The 14,994-nt window shown below is 59.1% G+C and carries 20 protein-coding genes and 1 pseudogene; 7 read left to right on the top strand and 14 right to left on the bottom strand.

The window, feature by feature from the left end; all coding sequences use genetic code 11:
* The first annotated feature begins 38 nt into the window (after nt 1-38).
* Entirely contained in the window at nt 39-1,016 is a 978-nt protein-coding gene (locus AC1RUK_RS34285) for a LysR family transcriptional regulator (protein WP_481840416.1), read from the top strand.
* 172 nt (nt 1,017-1,188) lie between these two features.
* Here AC1RUK_RS34285 and AC1RUK_RS34480 read toward each other — a convergent pair whose 3' ends face one another.
* From AC1RUK_RS34480 to AC1RUK_RS34265, 5 genes and pseudogenes are all read right to left on the bottom strand, one after another.
* Entirely contained in the window at nt 1,189-1,371 is a 183-nt protein-coding gene (locus AC1RUK_RS34480) for a Y4oE-related protein (protein ID WP_488656674.1), read from the bottom strand.
* A gap of 407 nt (nt 1,372-1,778) precedes the next feature.
* A pseudogene (locus AC1RUK_RS34280) lies at nt 1,779-1,924 on the bottom strand (IS6 family transposase); the annotation flags it as partial.
* Between the two features lie 68 nt (nt 1,925-1,992).
* Nucleotides 1,993-2,550: a flavodoxin domain-containing protein gene (locus AC1RUK_RS34275; RefSeq protein WP_481840415.1), complete on the bottom strand. Its 558-nt coding sequence runs from the start codon at nt 2,548-2,550 to the stop codon at nt 1,993-1,995.
* Between the two features lie 180 nt (nt 2,551-2,730).
* Nucleotides 2,731-3,198: an Hsp20/alpha crystallin family protein gene (locus tag AC1RUK_RS34270; protein ID WP_481840414.1), complete on the bottom strand. Its 468-nt coding sequence runs from the start codon at nt 3,196-3,198 to the stop codon at nt 2,731-2,733.
* Nucleotides 3,191-3,607, bottom strand: a complete 417-nt coding sequence (locus tag AC1RUK_RS34265) for an Hsp20/alpha crystallin family protein (protein WP_481840413.1) — start codon at nt 3,605-3,607, stop codon at nt 3,191-3,193. The genes AC1RUK_RS34270 and AC1RUK_RS34265 overlap by 8 nt, the downstream gene beginning before the upstream one ends.
* Nucleotides 3,608-4,015: 408 nt before the next feature.
* On the opposite strand from AC1RUK_RS34265, the gene AC1RUK_RS34260 reads away from it, so the two are divergent.
* Both AC1RUK_RS34260 and AC1RUK_RS34255 read left to right on the top strand, forming a co-directional pair.
* Complete coding sequence (locus AC1RUK_RS34260) at nt 4,016-4,933, top strand: DnaJ C-terminal domain-containing protein (RefSeq protein ID WP_481840412.1); 918 nt, start codon at nt 4,016-4,018, stop codon at nt 4,931-4,933.
* On the top strand, nt 4,930-5,274 hold the full coding sequence (locus AC1RUK_RS34255; RefSeq protein ID WP_481840411.1) for a chaperone modulator CbpM: 345 nt from the start codon (nt 4,930-4,932) through the stop codon (nt 5,272-5,274). The genes AC1RUK_RS34260 and AC1RUK_RS34255 overlap by 4 nt, the downstream gene beginning before the upstream one ends.
* Nucleotides 5,275-5,404: 130 nt before the next feature.
* Here AC1RUK_RS34255 and AC1RUK_RS34250 read toward each other — a convergent pair whose 3' ends face one another.
* The 3 genes from AC1RUK_RS34250 to AC1RUK_RS34240 all read right to left on the bottom strand — a co-directional run bounded on the left by AC1RUK_RS34250 (nt 5,405) and on the right by AC1RUK_RS34240 (nt 9,407).
* Entirely contained in the window at nt 5,405-6,712 is a 1,308-nt protein-coding gene (locus AC1RUK_RS34250; protein WP_481840410.1) for an NRAMP family divalent metal transporter, read from the bottom strand.
* Between the two features lie 84 nt (nt 6,713-6,796).
* Nucleotides 6,797-7,804 carry an RcgR family putative quorum lactone hydrolase gene (locus tag AC1RUK_RS34245; RefSeq protein ID WP_481840409.1) on the bottom strand — a complete coding sequence of 336 codons (1,008 nt, stop codon included), beginning with the start codon at nt 7,802-7,804 and terminating at the stop codon, nt 6,797-6,799.
* Nucleotides 7,794-9,407: an RcgA family putative transporter gene (locus AC1RUK_RS34240; protein ID WP_481840408.1), complete on the bottom strand. Its 1,614-nt coding sequence runs from the start codon at nt 9,405-9,407 to the stop codon at nt 7,794-7,796. The genes AC1RUK_RS34245 and AC1RUK_RS34240 overlap by 11 nt, the downstream gene beginning before the upstream one ends.
* 114 nt (nt 9,408-9,521) lie before the next feature.
* Here AC1RUK_RS34240 and AC1RUK_RS34235 point away from each other — a divergent pair, with 114 nt between their 5' ends.
* Nucleotides 9,522-9,833 (top strand): hypothetical protein, encoded by a 312-nt coding sequence (locus tag AC1RUK_RS34235; RefSeq protein WP_292191161.1) that lies wholly within the window; start codon nt 9,522-9,524, stop codon nt 9,831-9,833.
* Nucleotides 9,834-10,091: 258 nt separating this feature from the next.
* On the opposite strand, the gene AC1RUK_RS34230 is transcribed toward AC1RUK_RS34235, so the two are convergent.
* The 6 genes from AC1RUK_RS34230 to AC1RUK_RS34205 all read right to left on the bottom strand — a co-directional run bounded on the left by AC1RUK_RS34230 (nt 10,092) and on the right by AC1RUK_RS34205 (nt 13,224).
* The gene (locus tag AC1RUK_RS34230; RefSeq protein WP_292191162.1) at nt 10,092-10,265 is read right to left on the bottom strand and encodes a hypothetical protein; all 174 of its coding nucleotides are present in this window, start codon (nt 10,263-10,265) and stop codon (nt 10,092-10,094) included.
* 24 nt (nt 10,266-10,289) lie between these two features.
* Nucleotides 10,290-10,706 carry a hypothetical protein gene (locus AC1RUK_RS34225; protein ID WP_481840407.1) on the bottom strand — a complete coding sequence of 139 codons (417 nt, stop codon included), beginning with the start codon at nt 10,704-10,706 and terminating at the stop codon, nt 10,290-10,292.
* A 12-nt stretch (nt 10,707-10,718) separates the two neighbouring features.
* The gene (locus AC1RUK_RS34220; protein ID WP_481840406.1) at nt 10,719-11,258 is read right to left on the bottom strand and encodes a hypothetical protein; all 540 of its coding nucleotides are present in this window, start codon (nt 11,256-11,258) and stop codon (nt 10,719-10,721) included.
* Between the two features lie 108 nt (nt 11,259-11,366).
* Complete coding sequence (locus AC1RUK_RS34215; RefSeq protein WP_481840405.1) at nt 11,367-12,080, bottom strand: thermonuclease family protein; 714 nt, start codon at nt 12,078-12,080, stop codon at nt 11,367-11,369.
* Entirely contained in the window at nt 12,077-12,619 is a 543-nt protein-coding gene (locus AC1RUK_RS34210) for a thermonuclease family protein (protein WP_481840404.1), read from the bottom strand. The genes AC1RUK_RS34215 and AC1RUK_RS34210 overlap by 4 nt, the downstream gene beginning before the upstream one ends.
* Nucleotides 12,616-13,224 (bottom strand): hypothetical protein, encoded by a 609-nt coding sequence (locus AC1RUK_RS34205; protein ID WP_292191178.1) that lies wholly within the window; start codon nt 13,222-13,224, stop codon nt 12,616-12,618. Before AC1RUK_RS34205 ends, AC1RUK_RS34210 begins: the two co-directional genes overlap by 4 nt.
* A gap of 155 nt (nt 13,225-13,379) precedes the next feature.
* On the opposite strand from AC1RUK_RS34205, the gene AC1RUK_RS34200 reads away from it, so the two are divergent.
* Genes AC1RUK_RS34200 through AC1RUK_RS34190 form a run of 3 tightly spaced genes read left to right on the top strand, consistent with a single transcriptional unit; the run spans nt 13,380 to nt 14,992 of the window.
* Nucleotides 13,380-14,330: a lytic transglycosylase domain-containing protein gene (locus tag AC1RUK_RS34200; protein ID WP_481840403.1), complete on the top strand. Its 951-nt coding sequence runs from the start codon at nt 13,380-13,382 to the stop codon at nt 14,328-14,330.
* 12 nt (nt 14,331-14,342) lie between these two features.
* Nucleotides 14,343-14,690, top strand: a complete 348-nt coding sequence (locus tag AC1RUK_RS34195; protein ID WP_481840402.1) for a TrbC/VirB2 family protein — start codon at nt 14,343-14,345, stop codon at nt 14,688-14,690.
* Between the two features lie 2 nt (nt 14,691-14,692).
* A complete protein-coding gene (locus AC1RUK_RS34190; protein WP_292413018.1) occupies nt 14,693-14,992 on the top strand; it encodes a VirB3 family type IV secretion system protein in 300 nt (99 codons plus the stop codon).
* Nucleotides 14,993-14,994 lie beyond the last annotated feature (2 nt).

Genomic DNA, 14,994 nt, shown 5'->3' with positions numbered 1-14,994 from the left:
ATTACTTTTGCTTATCAATCACGACAGGGAGTTGCATCATGGACCGCCTAACCGAGCTGACCAGCTTCATACGCGCCTCCGAGACCGGCAGCTTCTCGGCAGCGGCACGCGAACTGGGCTTGAGCCAGCCGGCCGTCAGCCAGCAGATCCGCGCACTGGAAAAGCGCCTCGGCGTCCGGCTCTTTGACCGTACGACCCGGTATGTTTCTCCGACGGAAGCCGGCCGCCGCTATCTGGAGCGTGCCCGCGATATCATCGAGCGCATCGATGAGGCGGACCGCAGCGTCGGCTGCCTCGAATCAAAGATGTGCGGACGTCTTGCGGTCGGCGCGCCGGCCAGCTTCGGCGCCGGTGTGCTCGGCAACTACCTGATCGAGTTCAAGCGCACCTATCCGGAACTGATACTCGACGTGGCGCTGACAGACAGTTTCGTCGACGTGATCGCGGAGAGGCTCGACGTTGTGATCCGCATGGGGACCATCGATGACGATCGGCTGATCGTGCGCAAGTTGGGTGTGATGGAGCGACGTCTCGCGGCAACGCCGGACTATCTCGACCGGATGGGCCGGCCGCGGCGCCCAGAGGATCTTGCCGAGCATGACTACCTGCTTTACGCCCACATCACGACGCGGGAGATTGTGCCGCTCACCGGCCCAGGCGGCGAAAAGGCCGACGTGCGGATCCGGCCGGCCATGTGCTCCAACAATTCGCTCCTTAACCAGCAGGCACTGCTGTCTGGGCTCGGCATCGGCCTCGGGCACAAGGTGATACTCGACCCGCTCGTCGCCCAAGAGCAGCTCGAGTATGTGCTACCAGATTGGCACTACGCACCGCACCACGTACATGCGGTCTATCCGTCGAACCGCTTCATTCCATTGAAGGTCAGGCGGTTCGTTGATGGCTTCACCGAGCACCTCGCCGCGATGGGTGCGCTCATCAGTGACGCGGGCCCTGGCTTAGTGGCGACGCAAGCGAGAGGCTTTAGCCTCACCGATCTACCCCGAAGTGCCGCTTGACCTTAACGCGCAGCATCGCGTCACTACCAACGACGGCACCCCGCGGTACTGATTACTCGAGCACTTTCGCGAACGCCCGGGCAGCACCAAATGGGGCGCTGGGATTCCCACATGGCAAGCAGACTGTTTGGTTTGTGGGGAGCAAGGGAACGCGGAGAACTGAGGCTGGGTCCTACGCCCAACCTACGTGATCCGATTTTGCAAGCTTTAGAAACAAGTCGAACCAAAACCGATGCTCGGGTCCACCTCGATCGCCAAGCGTCTCGAACGCACAATACGCAACCGACGTCGTCCGGTCTTTGCCGTATTGGTCGATCGCAGCATCAATCGCCTCATCCTCGCCAAGACCTCCCATGTACAATTTTCAGAGCCTCCAGCGATGCCCTCGCCACGGCAGGGGCGGGTAGCTGGGGGAATGCCCGACTTCTTGTCCCCAGCCGCGCGCTGGATCCGCGTCACCGAACCTCGGCTAGTATCAGTTGCCGTCAGCCGCTGATGATTGTTGGGCCTCGAACTGCCCGCGCGGATCGTTGCGGGCATGGGGCAACAGTTCGTAGCTTGCCAGATTTGCCATATCCAGAAAGTACCGCGACTTGCGTCTTGGTGCTCCCCGTAGCCACTCGGCCAGTTCGGATTGCGTCACCTGCAACCATTCTGGAAATTCGGCGGAACCGCTGAACTCTCCTTCAATCAGTCCGGTCAGGGCGTTGATGTCGGGTCAGCACTATCGTTGGGGGGATTCTTGGCTCCCGAGCGCGTTGGAGAAACCGCAACAGTCACGGCTTTCCATTCCGCCATTGCTTTCAGGCGATGAAGATGGATGTGGCATGCAGAGAGCGTTGTGAGCGGGGTGGAACGAAGAGATTTCGGATGGCGGAGAAGACAGAGACGAAACGTTGAAGGCCTCCCGGGGGTGTTATCAACTCTAAAGGCCACCGCACGAGCGGAAAACTCGTGAAGTGAGGGACGGCGAGCACTAAATCGAATCTGGCACTTCCTCATCTAGGCCGGCCGTCTCAAGAAGTCGGTTAACGAAGTCGGCGAGGGCGTTCCAGTCAGTGAACTCGCGATCGCGCTCGGGGCTCGGAGCGCCGCTGCGCTTCATGACGATGAATTTGACGACCTGCTCTTGGAAGTAGTCGTATTCGGTGAAGCGCAAAGCACCCCCGAGAAGGAGGGTCATGCGTGGTTGCCACCCCACCACAGAGACAAAGCGATCCACGTACTTTTGCGCTTCTGTTTTTTCGTCTTCCAGCACGGCCGACAGACTGACGGATATGAGGGCTGAAGGCTTAGTGTTCAGCAGCTCGTGATGCGCGAACACGAAGTTTGTGATGGTGTCTTGGTGGTGCTCATGGTGGACCGACGCGGCAATAATGAACGCGTGGAAGGCTCCAAGTTTCAAATCGGATTCGAGCGCTGCGCTATCATGCAGCTCGACCTGGTGCCCGCGCTCGCGAATATGCGTTGCCGTCCATGCGGCAATTTTCCGCGTCTGCCCTTCGGTCGTTCCATAGACAATCAGGACGTTCACGATATCCCTCCGACAACAGAAGAGACACTCATAGGGACAATCGATACGGGCATCCCGGGATGCCGGTATTCGATGCTTCGCAACAGCAAATCGATGACATTACAAAATATATCGCTTCGCTCATCGAGTTGGCTCTGCGAACCGCTGGCGAGCGCGGCGTGTGCGCAAGCCTTTCGACCGTCAGGAAACCGATTTCACCTCGATCCGCTTTGCCGCTGCCTCCGGAGCTCTCGGGATGGCGAGGTGAAGCACACCGTATTTCAAGTTCGCCTCAATTCCATCGATGTCGAAATCCCCTGAGAGAGTGAACTGCCGCTCGAAATCGCCGACCGCGTACTCGCGATAGGCCTGGCTGTAGCTCTCGGGGGCGTCCTCTTCGACGCGGCCATAGATCGACAGCACCCGCTTCTCCAACGTGACCTCCAAACCCTCCGGGCTCACGCCGGGCAGATCCGCCACGACGACAAGACCTGTTTCGGTCTCGTAGATATCAACCCGTGGTACGAAGGCCGGCCCCTCATGGGTCCGCTCGCCCGCATCCTGCTCCGCGGACAGCTTGCCCTCCAGCTCCGGTTGGCTAGTCAGCGCGGCCTGAGACTGCTGCTTGCTCTCGCCCTTCGTTCCTTTCGTGGTCTCTCGCTTAGCCATGACCCGCCCCCTCGCTCGCCTTCACATTAATGCGTCTGGGCTTGTCCTCGTCAGCCCGAGGAAGATCCAGATTCAGCACGCCATTGACAAGATCCGCTTCAACCTTGTTCGGGTCGACCACAAACGGCAATGACACGGTCCGCACAAACCGGCCCCGACGACGCTCACGCCGGTGATATCCTTGAGCTTCCTCAGTTTCAGTGTCCCGCTCTCCGCTGAGCGTAACGGAATCCCTGTGAATCAAGATGTTCAGGTCTTCTGATGCTACCCCAGGCAGTTCGGCGGTGATGATGACGCCGTCCTGGTTTATGAAGACGTTCACCGCCGGGAATTCCAGCCGGCTCACTTCGTCTTGGAGGCGGCGTATGTTGCGGAAAGGATCTCCACCGAATAGCATTCGTGCGACCATTGTCTCCTCCTCGGAAGGCCGCCTCGCAAGGCCCTCGGGTTCCCTCGATATACGGCTGGGTCATCGCCGCTCTTCACCGCCGATGGCCGGACTTGTTGAAGATTGCTCCCAAAGGACGGGTTTCGCAAGATCGAACCCTCTTGGCATATTTCGCCATTGGCCGCCTCTCTCGACGCCACATAAGGTCGCTGCGATCGCGATCGAAACCGGGTGATCATGGACGGGCGCGCCTGCGGCGCAACGGAGCACCATCGACACGATGATAGTCACGACTCGCTGGGGCAAAGTATCGCCGCATGCCGTCCGTAGGGCGTGAATGATTTTGGCGATTGCGGTTATGCTTGCGGCACCGCCCCAGGCGCGGAATGATCGATATGACTGAGGCGCGGTTGCGATGGGATCAGGTGCATGAAGGACCCGTACGAGATGCTCGGCGTAACTCGCTCTGCGACTGACAGGGAGATCAAGGACGCGTTCAAGAAGCTGGCGCGCAAGTTCCATCCCGATCTGCATCCGAGCGACAAGGAGGCCGAAGCTAAGTTCAAGGACATCTCGGCCGCCAATGACCTGCTCAAGGACAAGGAGAAGCGGCGGAGGTTCGATGCGGGCGAGATCGATGCCAGCGGAGCGGAGCGACCGCAAGAGCGGTTCTATCGCGACTTCGCCGACGGGCCTGCCTACGCCTCGCATGCAGCGCAAGACGGGTTTGCCAGTAACGAGGACCTGGAAGAATTTCTGGCGCGCGCGTTCGCGGCGAGGGGGCAACGGCCACAGGGCACTTTTCGGGCGCGCGGCCAGGATGTGAGCTACGTGCTGCCGGTTCAGTTTCTGGAAGTGGCCAACGGCGCCGCTCGCACGCTCATGCTGCCGGAGGGCAAGACGCTGCAGGTGACGATCCCAGAGGGTGCCGAAGACCGGCAGATGCTGAGGCTGAAAGGTCAAGGAATGCCGGGCTTCGGCGGCGGGCCGGCGGGGGACGCCTACGTCGAGCTTCATGTCGAGCCGCATCCGTTCTTCCACCGCAAGGATGACAACATTCATGTAGATGTTCCCGTCACTCTGAAGGAGGCGGCGCTGGGCGCGAGAATCGAAGTTCCGACCATAAGCGGCCCGGTGACGATGACTATCCCGAAGGGCTCGAACACTGGCAAGATGATGCGACTGCGCGACAGGGGCGTTCGCAACCGTGAGACCGGGCAACGTGGACATCAACTGATCACCCTGAAAGTCGTTCTGCCCGCCGCCGACGAGCCCGAGCTGACAGAGTTCCTGGAGACCTGGCAGCCGAAAGTCGCACAGGACCCGCGCGAGGAGATGTTCACATGATGCGCGGCGATGACCTTGTCGCGGCGATAGCTGCGCTGCAACGTAGCGATCTCGAAGCCTGGATCCGCGACGAACTTGTCGTGCCGCGGCAGGAAGCCGGAACGTTGCTCTTCACGGACATGGAATGCGCGCGTGTCCGCCTGATCTGCTCGCTGCGCTATGAACTCGAGATCGACACGGACACGCTGCCGATCGTATTGTCGCTGATCGACCAGCTCTACGACACCAGGCAGCGCCTGCTGTCACTGACCGCCGCCGTGGCGGCGCAGGACAAGACCATTCAGGCCGCGATCATCGCTGCGCTGGAGGATGAAGGGAGTCCTTCGGCAGGTGAATCGTAGAATCGGCTTGCAAGAAAACGACCGCGTGGCACTTGCGTAGTGCTTGGGAGCATAACCTTTTTGTGGGACAGCCCGGCATGACCTATCACGGCAAGGCCAACCTCCTCCAACCGAGCCCAAGATTGCAGGTCTAGCTGAGGATGAACATGGCGACCGCCGTGCCCGCCATGATCGCGGTCGCGACCCATCCGAAGATGCGCTGCCCCAGGGTCGCGATGAACGGCCCCATTTCGTGGCGGCGAGAGGCCACCACCATCATCGCCGCCATGATCGGCACGGAGATCACCCCGTTAAGCACTGCGGCCCAGAACAGCGCCTTGATCGGATCGAGCGGCGAATAGTCGACGACGAGGCCCAAGATCGTGGCCAGGCCGATCACCGAATAGAAGCCGACCGCCTCGCGGGGCGGGTGCTCGAGCCCGATCTTCCAGCCGCGCGACTCGCTGATCGCATAGGCCGCCGAACCGGCCAGGACCGGCACGGCGAGCAAGCCGGTGCCGATGATGCCCAGGCTGAACAGCAGGAAGGCCAGGTCGCCGGCGATCGGCCTCAGCGCCTCGGCCGCCTGCGCCGAGGTCTGGATGTCGGCCTTGCCGGCTGCGTGCAGGCTGACGGCCGTGGTCAGGATAATGAAGAAGGCGATCAGATGGGAGAACCCCATGCCGAAATAGGTGTCCCAGCGGATGCGACTCAGCTGGGCTGGCGCCTGGTCGGGGTTCTCCAGCAGCGGCCCGGTGGTCGGGTCGGCCTCGTCGTCCTCCACCTCCTCGGAGGCCTGCCAGAAGAACAGATAGGGGCTGATGGTGGTGCCGAAGACCGCCACTACCAGGGTGACCGTGGGTCCGGTCAAGGCCAACTGAGGCATGATCGTGCGAACTGCGACCTGGCTCCAGTCGATGTGCACGGTGAAGATCACGCCGACATAGGCGAAGAGCGCCAGGGTCAACCATTTCAGATAGCGGACATAGCGGTGATAGGGGACCAGGATCTGCAGGGTCAGAGAGACCGCGGCGAACAGAAACGTGAAGGCGTGCTGGCCCCAGCCCAGGACGAGTTTCGCCGCCGCGCCCATGGCGGCGAGGTCCGCGCCGATATTGATGGTGTTGGCGGCGAACAGCAGCCCCACCAGGACCGTGACCACGCTGCGCGGAAACACCCGACCCATGTTCGCCGCTAGACCGCGCCCGGTGACGCGTCCGATCCGGGCGCTGATCATCTGGATCGCACACAGCAGCGGATAGGTGAAAGGCATGGTCCAGAGCATGTTGACGCCCAGCTGGGCGCCCGCCTGGGAATAGGTAGCGATGCCGCTCGGATCATCGTCCGCGGCCCCGGTGATCAGTCCCGGCCCCAGTTTCTCGAATAGCGCGGCGCGGCGCAGCCGATGGACGACCGGCTTCACTAAAATCCGAGCGTCGGCGGGGGGATCACGATCCACGGTCGGTGCGCCAAGGTTTGCGGGCCATTCGGGTGTCTCTGTGCTGACTTGGACTTCGCACCTCGTCGGTCTTGTAGAAACCGCTCAACGGCCGCGCCTTAGTAACCGCTTCAAGCTCAAACCGGCCAACAAAATGTAAGGCGGCATGGCGAGCGAATAATGACCACAGTTTAATTCCAAAATATTTGGCATAGCCCCGGCGTCCTTCAGCCTCTGCATGAACCTCTCCGATAGCTCTGGCAACACCACTTTGTCTCTCTTAGCCAACACAACCTGAAGATCGAGATCAGGCCGTGCCAAACTATGCGCGTAATTCTCCAAGTTAAGTGGACCCCAGGCTCTTCTGAGATCGGTCAGCTCAATCTCAGGCTCAAGGCTATCGCGTATCGATCGTGTCGCGCGGCCCGTCCAAACCATATCCGCTAGACTCCCCGCCGTCAGAAACAACGAGGCTTTTGACACAGCCAAGTCGTGTGCCGCGACTATGGCCGCAACCCAGGAACCTAAGCTCATTCCGAGAACCGAAATCTCTCGATAGCCTTCGCTTTTCAACCAACGTATGAGTTTTCGCCCATCCAACACTGCCTGCCTTACAGATTGGATCGTTCGACCGAGATTAGGGCTAAGCATATAGTCGGCGTGCAAGGAGCCGGGACGGCTGCGTTCGAAGTGATAAGGCATAGCAATCTCGACAACCGTGATGCCACGCTGCGAGAAAAAGTTGGCAATCTGACGATTCCAGGCGCTTGCATTCCAATGGTGAAAAATCACCATCGCCTGATCGAACGACCCGCTTTCTGTGATTTTCGCCGAGACGACATTGTTCTGTTCGATATCAGTAGAAATGTCCGATGGAAATTTGAGCCACCCATCTAGCCTTTCAAAACCCTGATCACCCACACTCGGCTCATCGAAAAAGGCTGGATCAGCCACGGCTTGGTCCGCAAGGGCACAGAACTCCTCGATACTTGTTATCTTCTTCGCACCTGGAAAGGCGCGTTCCGCGTCAAGGACGAAATCCGTTGGTTTCTTCCCTTCCTCACCGCGTCGCGCCCGCCGCTCATCCCAACGATCAAGCCAACTATGATACACTCTGATTGTTTCCTAACTTACTCGCTCGCCATCGCCCCAACGCTGGATCAAACAGGCCGTATATTGCGAGCAGCACTCCAACGCCCAGAAGGATCGAAAAGCCAGCAAATGCATCGATCAGCAAGTAGCCAGCCACGAGTAACGCTACGATCGCTGACATCCTCCACAAAGGCATACAAAACCGACGTTCGACACCTAAACGGATGGAGCCGTACAGAAATACAACACAGGTCGAAATAGCGATAAGAAGGCTACTGTAATGGGTCGGCCTACGATAGCTGATCCCGGCGCTCACATCATTGCGACCATAGAAGGCGGAAGACATATCGCCGACCAACCAAGCCACAATATTCTCTCCACGCGATGTGAGGTAAGCACTCTGGACCTTCATGACTATCGCGATCAGAACCCCCAAAACAGTACACCGAAAAATCCCACGCATAACCCTGAGGCTGGCTTCATTGAGCTCGTGTTGATAATCCATCTTCGGCCGATTACTCGCTGCTTCTCCAATTCTCCAAAGATCATGGATCACCGTATAGAGCAAAATGAGACCTACGAAGAACAGATAAAAGCACAGGCACATGTATAGGTAAGCGAGCCCGGTGAATACGACCGCTTCTGGCACCGATATGACCTCAGGGCGCACAATCGCTAACGAGCCCCAATCCGTCGCATAGTTGCCACCACCTTTCATCAACGGGATCAATGACACGCCGATCCACTGAAAAAGACCGGCGAACAGCACACAAATCAAAAAAACCGCCCAATATGAATACGAAGAAGCTTCTACGCTGCGCGCCCAGGCATCGTCGCTTTCCATCTTGTCGCCGTGCGCTACAAGCTTTGGGCGGCCTTCATCTTCCCAAAAGGTCACTAGCTCGGTCACGAAGCCAAAAAACAGTGGCAAAAACACCATGAAGACGAATGTCCAATTCGCTGTCCAAAGAAACCCAACCTGCTTGACGACGCCATCCGCCCGGCCATATGTCACGCTGTGAATCCCCGTAATATACGACAAAAACCCAAGAGCGGTGACACCCGCAAACACCGACGCCGGTAAATTCAGGGGAGATCCGTGACTAAAAAAAGCCTCCGATTTCCTCGCCAAACTAAAGCGCCGCCTCGGCCCCTTGGCGTCAGTATTCCGTTTTAGCTCTGCCGGAGACGCTGTGTCTTCATCGAACGTCGCAGCCAGTGCTGTATCTGGAAACTCCTGTGCAACGCTGCTTCCGGCTCTCTTCCATTCTCGTCTCTTGGCCGATAACCGCGATTGCGCCGCACTAAGCTCCATCTGCCATTCGCTAGTTGCCACCGGATCATCGCACCCAAAAACCCTCGCCAGCCAACGAATATTGGCAGTGCTAATTCCCTTCTCGTTCTCTTGAAACCAAAGCTGCACCGTTCGCAGATCGACCCCAATCCGGTTGGAATCGATCTGTGAAATCGCCTCTGCGAGAAGCTCGGGCGTCCATGGGCCTGCAGGAAACCCGTCCTTGCCCAATGGCCGACCAGCACCCGCCGCGGCCAACCGCTTGAATAATTCTTTGAAATCACTTTCGTCTCCCGGCGGAGGGAGAAATATTTTTTCGTTCTTAATCAATGGCTTACAGGCGCTGCTTTCGTTTCGTTTCGCTAGCCTTCGTATCCTATCGTGCTCTCGTCCTTGATCAACGTTTTTATCAACTCGATTTTGGCCGGCACGGGAGAGGATCGAATGAAGGGACAGGCGGGTTTGTGGGATGTCGATGAACGCTATGCGCGGCTGGCCGACATAACCGAACGACATGTCGCAGCTCAAAGAGCGGCCAAAGCGTTCCGAGAGGCTGAGAAGGGGCCCGGGGCTGGCGACGTGATCGCCTTGGACGAGGCCGCGGCGCGGCGCGACGTGATTGGGTATCAGCCCACCGATCACCGGGAATCCATCGGGAAGCTGGTATACATCGCGGCATATTTGATCGCGAGGCGGGAGCGTCTCGAGGAAAGGGAAATGGCGACGGTTATGGAGATGGCGGCGCCGTTTGGGTGAGGTGATCAGCCATCATGGGGGTGAAAAAGCCCGCTGAAAAGCGGGCTTTTGCATGCCACAGGTGCTTAAAGCTCTGGTAGGCCGAAGCAGTCTTTAGAGGGACGTATCTTCGACGACAACAACGGGTCGACTCCGGTCATTCGGGACAGTTCAGTGGCCAAAAAATTCATGTGCTGATTAATGTGGCACAACATCAAGGGAAAAGGCCCACCGCCCAGGCGGGCTCTTTTGTAGCGCAGACGTTTCCTTGATGGCCTGTCACAGCAAGTCAGGCCTTCCATGCACCAGGCGGATGAGTCCGGCCTGTACCGCGCCGGTGACGATTCCAAAAAGCAACGCAGCCAGCAAGTTCCAGCCGAAGCAGAGTGAGATGACGAAGCAAACCACCGCTGTTGCAAGGACCGTCACGTAGTCGAGAAATTGATCTTCCATAACGAACACCTTTCCCGTATCGGCCTAGAAGATTGTGGCAACCCATCCGCCGTTGGCTGCCTTTGCGAAGCCCACAACACGGTTGAGAGGCTGTGCCTTGGGCGACATCTTGACCGTGGTCATGCACGAAACGCCGGGGCCGTTGTTGTTTTTGTCGCACTGGCCAAGGGCAAGCGAGATCTTCGGCAGGTCGTTGCGATCCCAGACCAACGGTGAGCTGGATCGCGCGTTCTGATAGGCAGCCAGGGCCTCACCCTCTGACGGTTTCTCCACGACTGGCAGAGGACACAGTGAGGGATCAGCGGCTATCGCCGCCGTGAGCTCGGCCTTGGCAATGATCCTTGCCTCGACAGTCGGGTGTGGAATTGCCAGCCAGGTTCCGCCGGCGCCGGCCGCAAGGCCGACGCCGGCTGTTATGGCGAGTAGGACGGCATTGTTCATCGCTCTGACCCACTAGAGATTCAGATTGAACCAGTGGCGTTGCTTGACGCCCTGATCATTCGGAATGTCGAAGTACCAGGGGTCAGCGCGCCTCGGCCGCTGCGAGGAAATCTGCTTGATGCAAGAGTTTTCTCCGTCACGGGCACGGCGGTTCAAGATCACGCCGGCTTGATGGGCGGGACCGTTTAGACCGGGGTGCGTTTGACAGGTGTTGAGGGTCTTGACGCAACGATCCGGTGCGCTGCGATTTCCGTCCCGGCCATATTGGCTATAGCCGATCTTGGTCCCTTCGGGGCAATCGGCATAGTCCTCACGACCCGGTGCACCGGCCTTTGCTTCGTTGCAGATGGGCCACGAGAAGCCAGGCTTCGACATGGCAGCAATAAGTTTGATCATCGGCGGGACGCAGTATTCCACGCCATGCCAGGAAGGGTTTTGCGAGGCTGCGCAAAGCAGGACTTGGCAGCCCCAGGATGCGTCTTGTGCCTTGGCCGCTGTGGCTGGAAGGAGCGCGGCGCCGGCGATGCCGGCGGCATAAATCAGGTGTCTCATGTCAGGCGGTCCTCTGATTATTGCGGGCGTCGCCCAGGCGACAGACGGTGTGTCGTTGGGTGGAGCGGTTCGCTTCGAAGCGTCTGCCATGTAGACGAAGTCCGGCAGCTATCGGTCTGTCCTCAACGGTCGCTTGCGGGCATCGGCAAAAGGCGGGGATATTTCACTCTCGCGTTCGGCCAGCAGATTGAAATCAGCGATCGGCCGGCGATCTGGCGTCTTGTCGACCGCCTTGCGGCGCCATTCATTCATGTCGAGCACGTAGGTTGCCCACATGCCGTAGCGCGCGGCCATGGCGTAGCGCTGATAGGCGGCATATTGGCCATTGACGAGATAGGGCGAGGCAAGTCGCGCCCAACCGACACGAAGCATTTCCAGGGCAAGATCTCGAGCGCCGGTGGTGCAACGCGCGATCGCCGTACCGTCGGCTCTGTAGGAGACGACGTTGCAGGTCACCGACTTGTTGCCGACCGTTCGTTTAAGCCATGCCTTGGCAAACGGTCCGCACGGAACGGGTGGAGGGGCCTTCACGCGCTCGCGGTCTTCCCACTTGGGATCGAGTGCCCATTGCGGCAGCTCGCACGCGTCGATGTCGGCCAGTTGGACTCTCTTTGCGTACTGAGGGTACCAGAGCGTCCGCCCATCCATGACAGCGACCCGTCCCCCTAGAACAGGATGCACCCCGGTCACCGGGGCGGCGGATGGTTCTAGGGCTGGCCGGTAGACCTTGCGGACAGGCTCATTCCTGCTGACATCAGCCGCTTCGACGACCTCAGCGGTGAGGGCAAGCATTGCTGCCGACAGGAGGAGTTGGGCTTTCATTGCTTCGCCTCCCTCTTGGCGCGCTCGTTGGCTGTCTTGGCCAACAGGACCGCCGGGTGCACAACATCGGGAAACTGCCAGAGACCGGCCCTGCGTTCGCGGGCGTCCAGCTCGGCCACGGAGTACGGCGGATGAAGTGGCATGCCCTGATCATCGAGCGAAGCGAAGGCGTAGCCGCTCGAAATCATCATGGTGGCGAGGTCGAGGCGATCCTTGCCGACGGTGGCATAGCAGATGACGTAGGTTAGGTCCGCGGTCTTGGCGACCGGCGCGCAGACCGGCTTGGTGTCCTTGATAAAGGCAGCAAACATTGCCAGGGACGCATCGCCACAATCGCGCTTTTGCCCCTTCAAGTCGGTGTAGTTGGTGCCGCGAAGGCAGGATTGAACCCCAAACAGGCGATAGCGTTGCCCCTCTGCAACCCAGGTGTCGCCGGTTTCCAGTGTCATGCCCGGCTCCAGGTCAAAATAGCCGTCAGGCGCACTAAGCGCCGTTGCAACACTGGCCACGGTGAGCGTAAGGGCGAGTGAACACCTCATTGGGCCTTCACTCGCGGATCGGCCCACATGCCGTAGGACCCTTCTTTGCCGACATCTTCGGCCTGCGCGAGGTCCGGCCGGTCATAGGAGCCATCGGGCTTTTTTGTCAGGCGCAAGGCGCCAAGGGACAAAAGCTGCTCCTCGAACATATCAACGGAATCGAGGCTGCCGGGATAATTGTAGTAGCCATAGCAGGTGGCATTCTGCGTCGGTGACGACTGCTCGCTGACGAAGGCCCGGCAGAAGATGACCTTCGGGCTTTTCAGCATGATTTGCAGCTGCTGTTGCGCGAAGTCGGCGCAAGTGCCGGCAAAGCCTTCCTTCCGGTTGACCACTTCACCTTGGCACGGCTGGAGGCCGTAAAGGTGAAGATTGGTCTTGCCATCGACCCGGAAATCCGTGGGCGATACCGCCACATATCCGGATGCTGACGCGTAGCCCTTGCGGTCCACGGCTTTGCCGCTGCCGTCGTAGTATTCGACGACCAGCACCGTCTTGCCCGGTGCCGCCAGCGACTTGATGTAGTCCTTGTTGACGTTGTCCACCGACCAGGCCGGCGTTGCGATAACGCAACCTGCGAATGCAGCAAGGATGGTCCGTTTCATTTCCAGCCCTTTACCATATTGGTTCATGCCGAATCCCACTTTTGGGGTTTAAGTGTGGCGCAAAAACTTGTATCGCTACACCAACTCGGTTCATTCAACGGCGAACTTAATCGGTTTTCATCACAATCTCAACACCGCAAATGGGGCGGGTCGCGATGACAAAAAGGGCTGGAACGAGCAGCATTGCAGGCAGCGGGGCTCTGATTTGCTCGACCCTGCTGAATGTGCTCGCCACTGGCGCCGCAACGGCCCAGGAAGCGCAGAAATCCGCCAATTTTGTGAATATTTTCGCGCAAACTGAAAGCGTCAATGACGCTGCGATCAGTAGAATTTTCGATTCTAGATGGAGCCTGAGCGGCGGTCATTACGTCGTCAGCGAGGACGGCGTTATCGCACCAGAGAAGTCAGCCAAAAAGGACCAACAGGCATCTACCCATATTGGTACACTGAAGCGGGCTTACACGACGGAGGACGACACTGCCGAAAATACCATTGTGGGTAAGCTGCCGACAGGACAGATTACCCAAAATGGTGTGGAGAATGCGACTCAAGACAGCACGGCAAGCGTGCAGGCATGCGGTCCGTCACCGCTAAGCCCTTCGGAAATCAAGAAATCAGTCGTCGATGCGGCGCGGCGTCACAAGGTCGACGAGGTTTTCGCCACGGCGATTGCCTGGGTGGAAAGCGGCTTCGACCAAACTCGCAATTCGGACAAGGGCGCACGCGGCCCCATGCAGCTCATGCCTGCCATCGCCGAACGGTTCCAGGTCGAGGACATCTGCGATCCGCAGCAGAACATAGAAGGCGGCATGAAGTACCTGCGGGTCCTGCTCGACGAGTTCCAAAATCCTCTGCTTGTCGCCGCTGCCTACAACAGCGGCGAGCAACGCATCTACGCGTACGGCGGCATCCCGCCGTTCCGGGAAACCGTCGGCTACGTCGCCAAAGTGGTCAATTACCAGCTCGGTTTGCCCATGCCGGCGGCGGGGGCAAAGCCCAATGCATCCGGGACCACAACAATCGCAGACGGTGGTGAGAACGGCGACGTCGGTGTCATCGCCGTGAAGAAGACCGGCAAGTTTGTCGGTGGAGTGATGCACTTTTGAAGGAGAGAACGCATGAAGTGCAATGCAATTGAGGGACCGAGGGTCGGCGCATTGAGGCTGGCAGCCGTTCTTGGATTGGCTGCGGCCGTGCACATGGCCGGCGTCGATCTAGCCTTGGCGCAAAGTGGTGGTGGCGGCGGCGCCTTCGCGCCTCTGCAGACGGCCGTTCAAATGATCGTGGATTTCATCACCGGTCCTTTCGGCCGGCTGTTAGCGATCATCGCAGTGATCGGCCTCGGTTTCCTCGCCTTCGCCGGTCGGCTGTCGTGGTTCACGGCAGGAGCGGTCATTGTCGGCATCGGCCTGGTCTTCGGCGCACCGACCATCGTCGATGAAATGATTGCGGCTGTCGGCAAATAGCGATGGCTGAGTTCGAGGACGAAAAGCCTGCGCTGACGCCGCTGGTGATCGGCTTGACCCGCTCACCGACGCTTTGGGGCGTGCCGTACATGGCCGTCGTTATCGTAGTCGGTTGTACGATCATAGGCTGGTTGGGCTCCAACTCCCTGTGGGCACTGCTGACCGCACCAGTCGCCTACCTCGTCCTTTTCACGCTGTGCACCTGGGACAGCAAGATCCTCGACGTAATGCAGGTTGCGTCGCGCAAGACGCCCCGCACCCGCAACAAGAGCTTTTGGGGCACCAATTCATACGGACCATAGCC

It is taken from the genome of Mesorhizobium monacense (assembly GCF_056781675.1).
The sequence above is the reverse complement of the archived record's forward strand: the minus strand, read 5'-3'. Positions and strand labels throughout refer to the sequence as shown.

Bases quoted from the DNA above. Each gene is read 5' to 3' on its own strand.
- AC1RUK_RS34285 (WP_481840416.1), top strand. From the start codon at position 39: ATGGACCGCCTAACCGAGCTGACCAGCTTCATACGCGCCTCCGAGACC.
- AC1RUK_RS34480 (WP_488656674.1), bottom strand. From the start codon at position 1,371: ATGGGAGGTCTTGGCGAGGATGAGGCGATTGATGCTGCGATCGACCAA.
- AC1RUK_RS34270 (WP_481840414.1), bottom strand. From the start codon at position 3,198: ATGGCTAAGCGAGAGACCACGAAAGGAACGAAGGGCGAGAGCAAGCAG.
- AC1RUK_RS34265 (WP_481840413.1), bottom strand. From the start codon at position 3,607: ATGGTCGCACGAATGCTATTCGGTGGAGATCCTTTCCGCAACATACGC.
- AC1RUK_RS34260 (WP_481840412.1), top strand. From the start codon at position 4,016: ATGAAGGACCCGTACGAGATGCTCGGCGTAACTCGCTCTGCGACTGAC.
- AC1RUK_RS34255 (WP_481840411.1), top strand. From the start codon at position 4,930: ATGATGCGCGGCGATGACCTTGTCGCGGCGATAGCTGCGCTGCAACGT.
- AC1RUK_RS34235 (WP_292191161.1), top strand. From the start codon at position 9,522: ATGAAGGGACAGGCGGGTTTGTGGGATGTCGATGAACGCTATGCGCGG.
- AC1RUK_RS34230 (WP_292191162.1), bottom strand. From the start codon at position 10,265: ATGGAAGATCAATTTCTCGACTACGTGACGGTCCTTGCAACAGCGGTG.
- AC1RUK_RS34225 (WP_481840407.1), bottom strand. From the start codon at position 10,706: ATGAACAATGCCGTCCTACTCGCCATAACAGCCGGCGTCGGCCTTGCG.
- AC1RUK_RS34220 (WP_481840406.1), bottom strand. From the start codon at position 11,258: ATGAGACACCTGATTTATGCCGCCGGCATCGCCGGCGCCGCGCTCCTT.
- AC1RUK_RS34215 (WP_481840405.1), bottom strand. From the start codon at position 12,080: ATGAAAGCCCAACTCCTCCTGTCGGCAGCAATGCTTGCCCTCACCGCT.
- AC1RUK_RS34210 (WP_481840404.1), bottom strand. From the start codon at position 12,619: ATGAGGTGTTCACTCGCCCTTACGCTCACCGTGGCCAGTGTTGCAACG.
- AC1RUK_RS34205 (WP_292191178.1), bottom strand. From the start codon at position 13,224: ATGAAACGGACCATCCTTGCTGCATTCGCAGGTTGCGTTATCGCAACG.
- AC1RUK_RS34200 (WP_481840403.1), top strand. From the start codon at position 13,380: ATGACAAAAAGGGCTGGAACGAGCAGCATTGCAGGCAGCGGGGCTCTG.
- AC1RUK_RS34195 (WP_481840402.1), top strand. From the start codon at position 14,343: ATGAAGTGCAATGCAATTGAGGGACCGAGGGTCGGCGCATTGAGGCTG.
- AC1RUK_RS34190 (WP_292413018.1), top strand. From the start codon at position 14,693: ATGGCTGAGTTCGAGGACGAAAAGCCTGCGCTGACGCCGCTGGTGATC.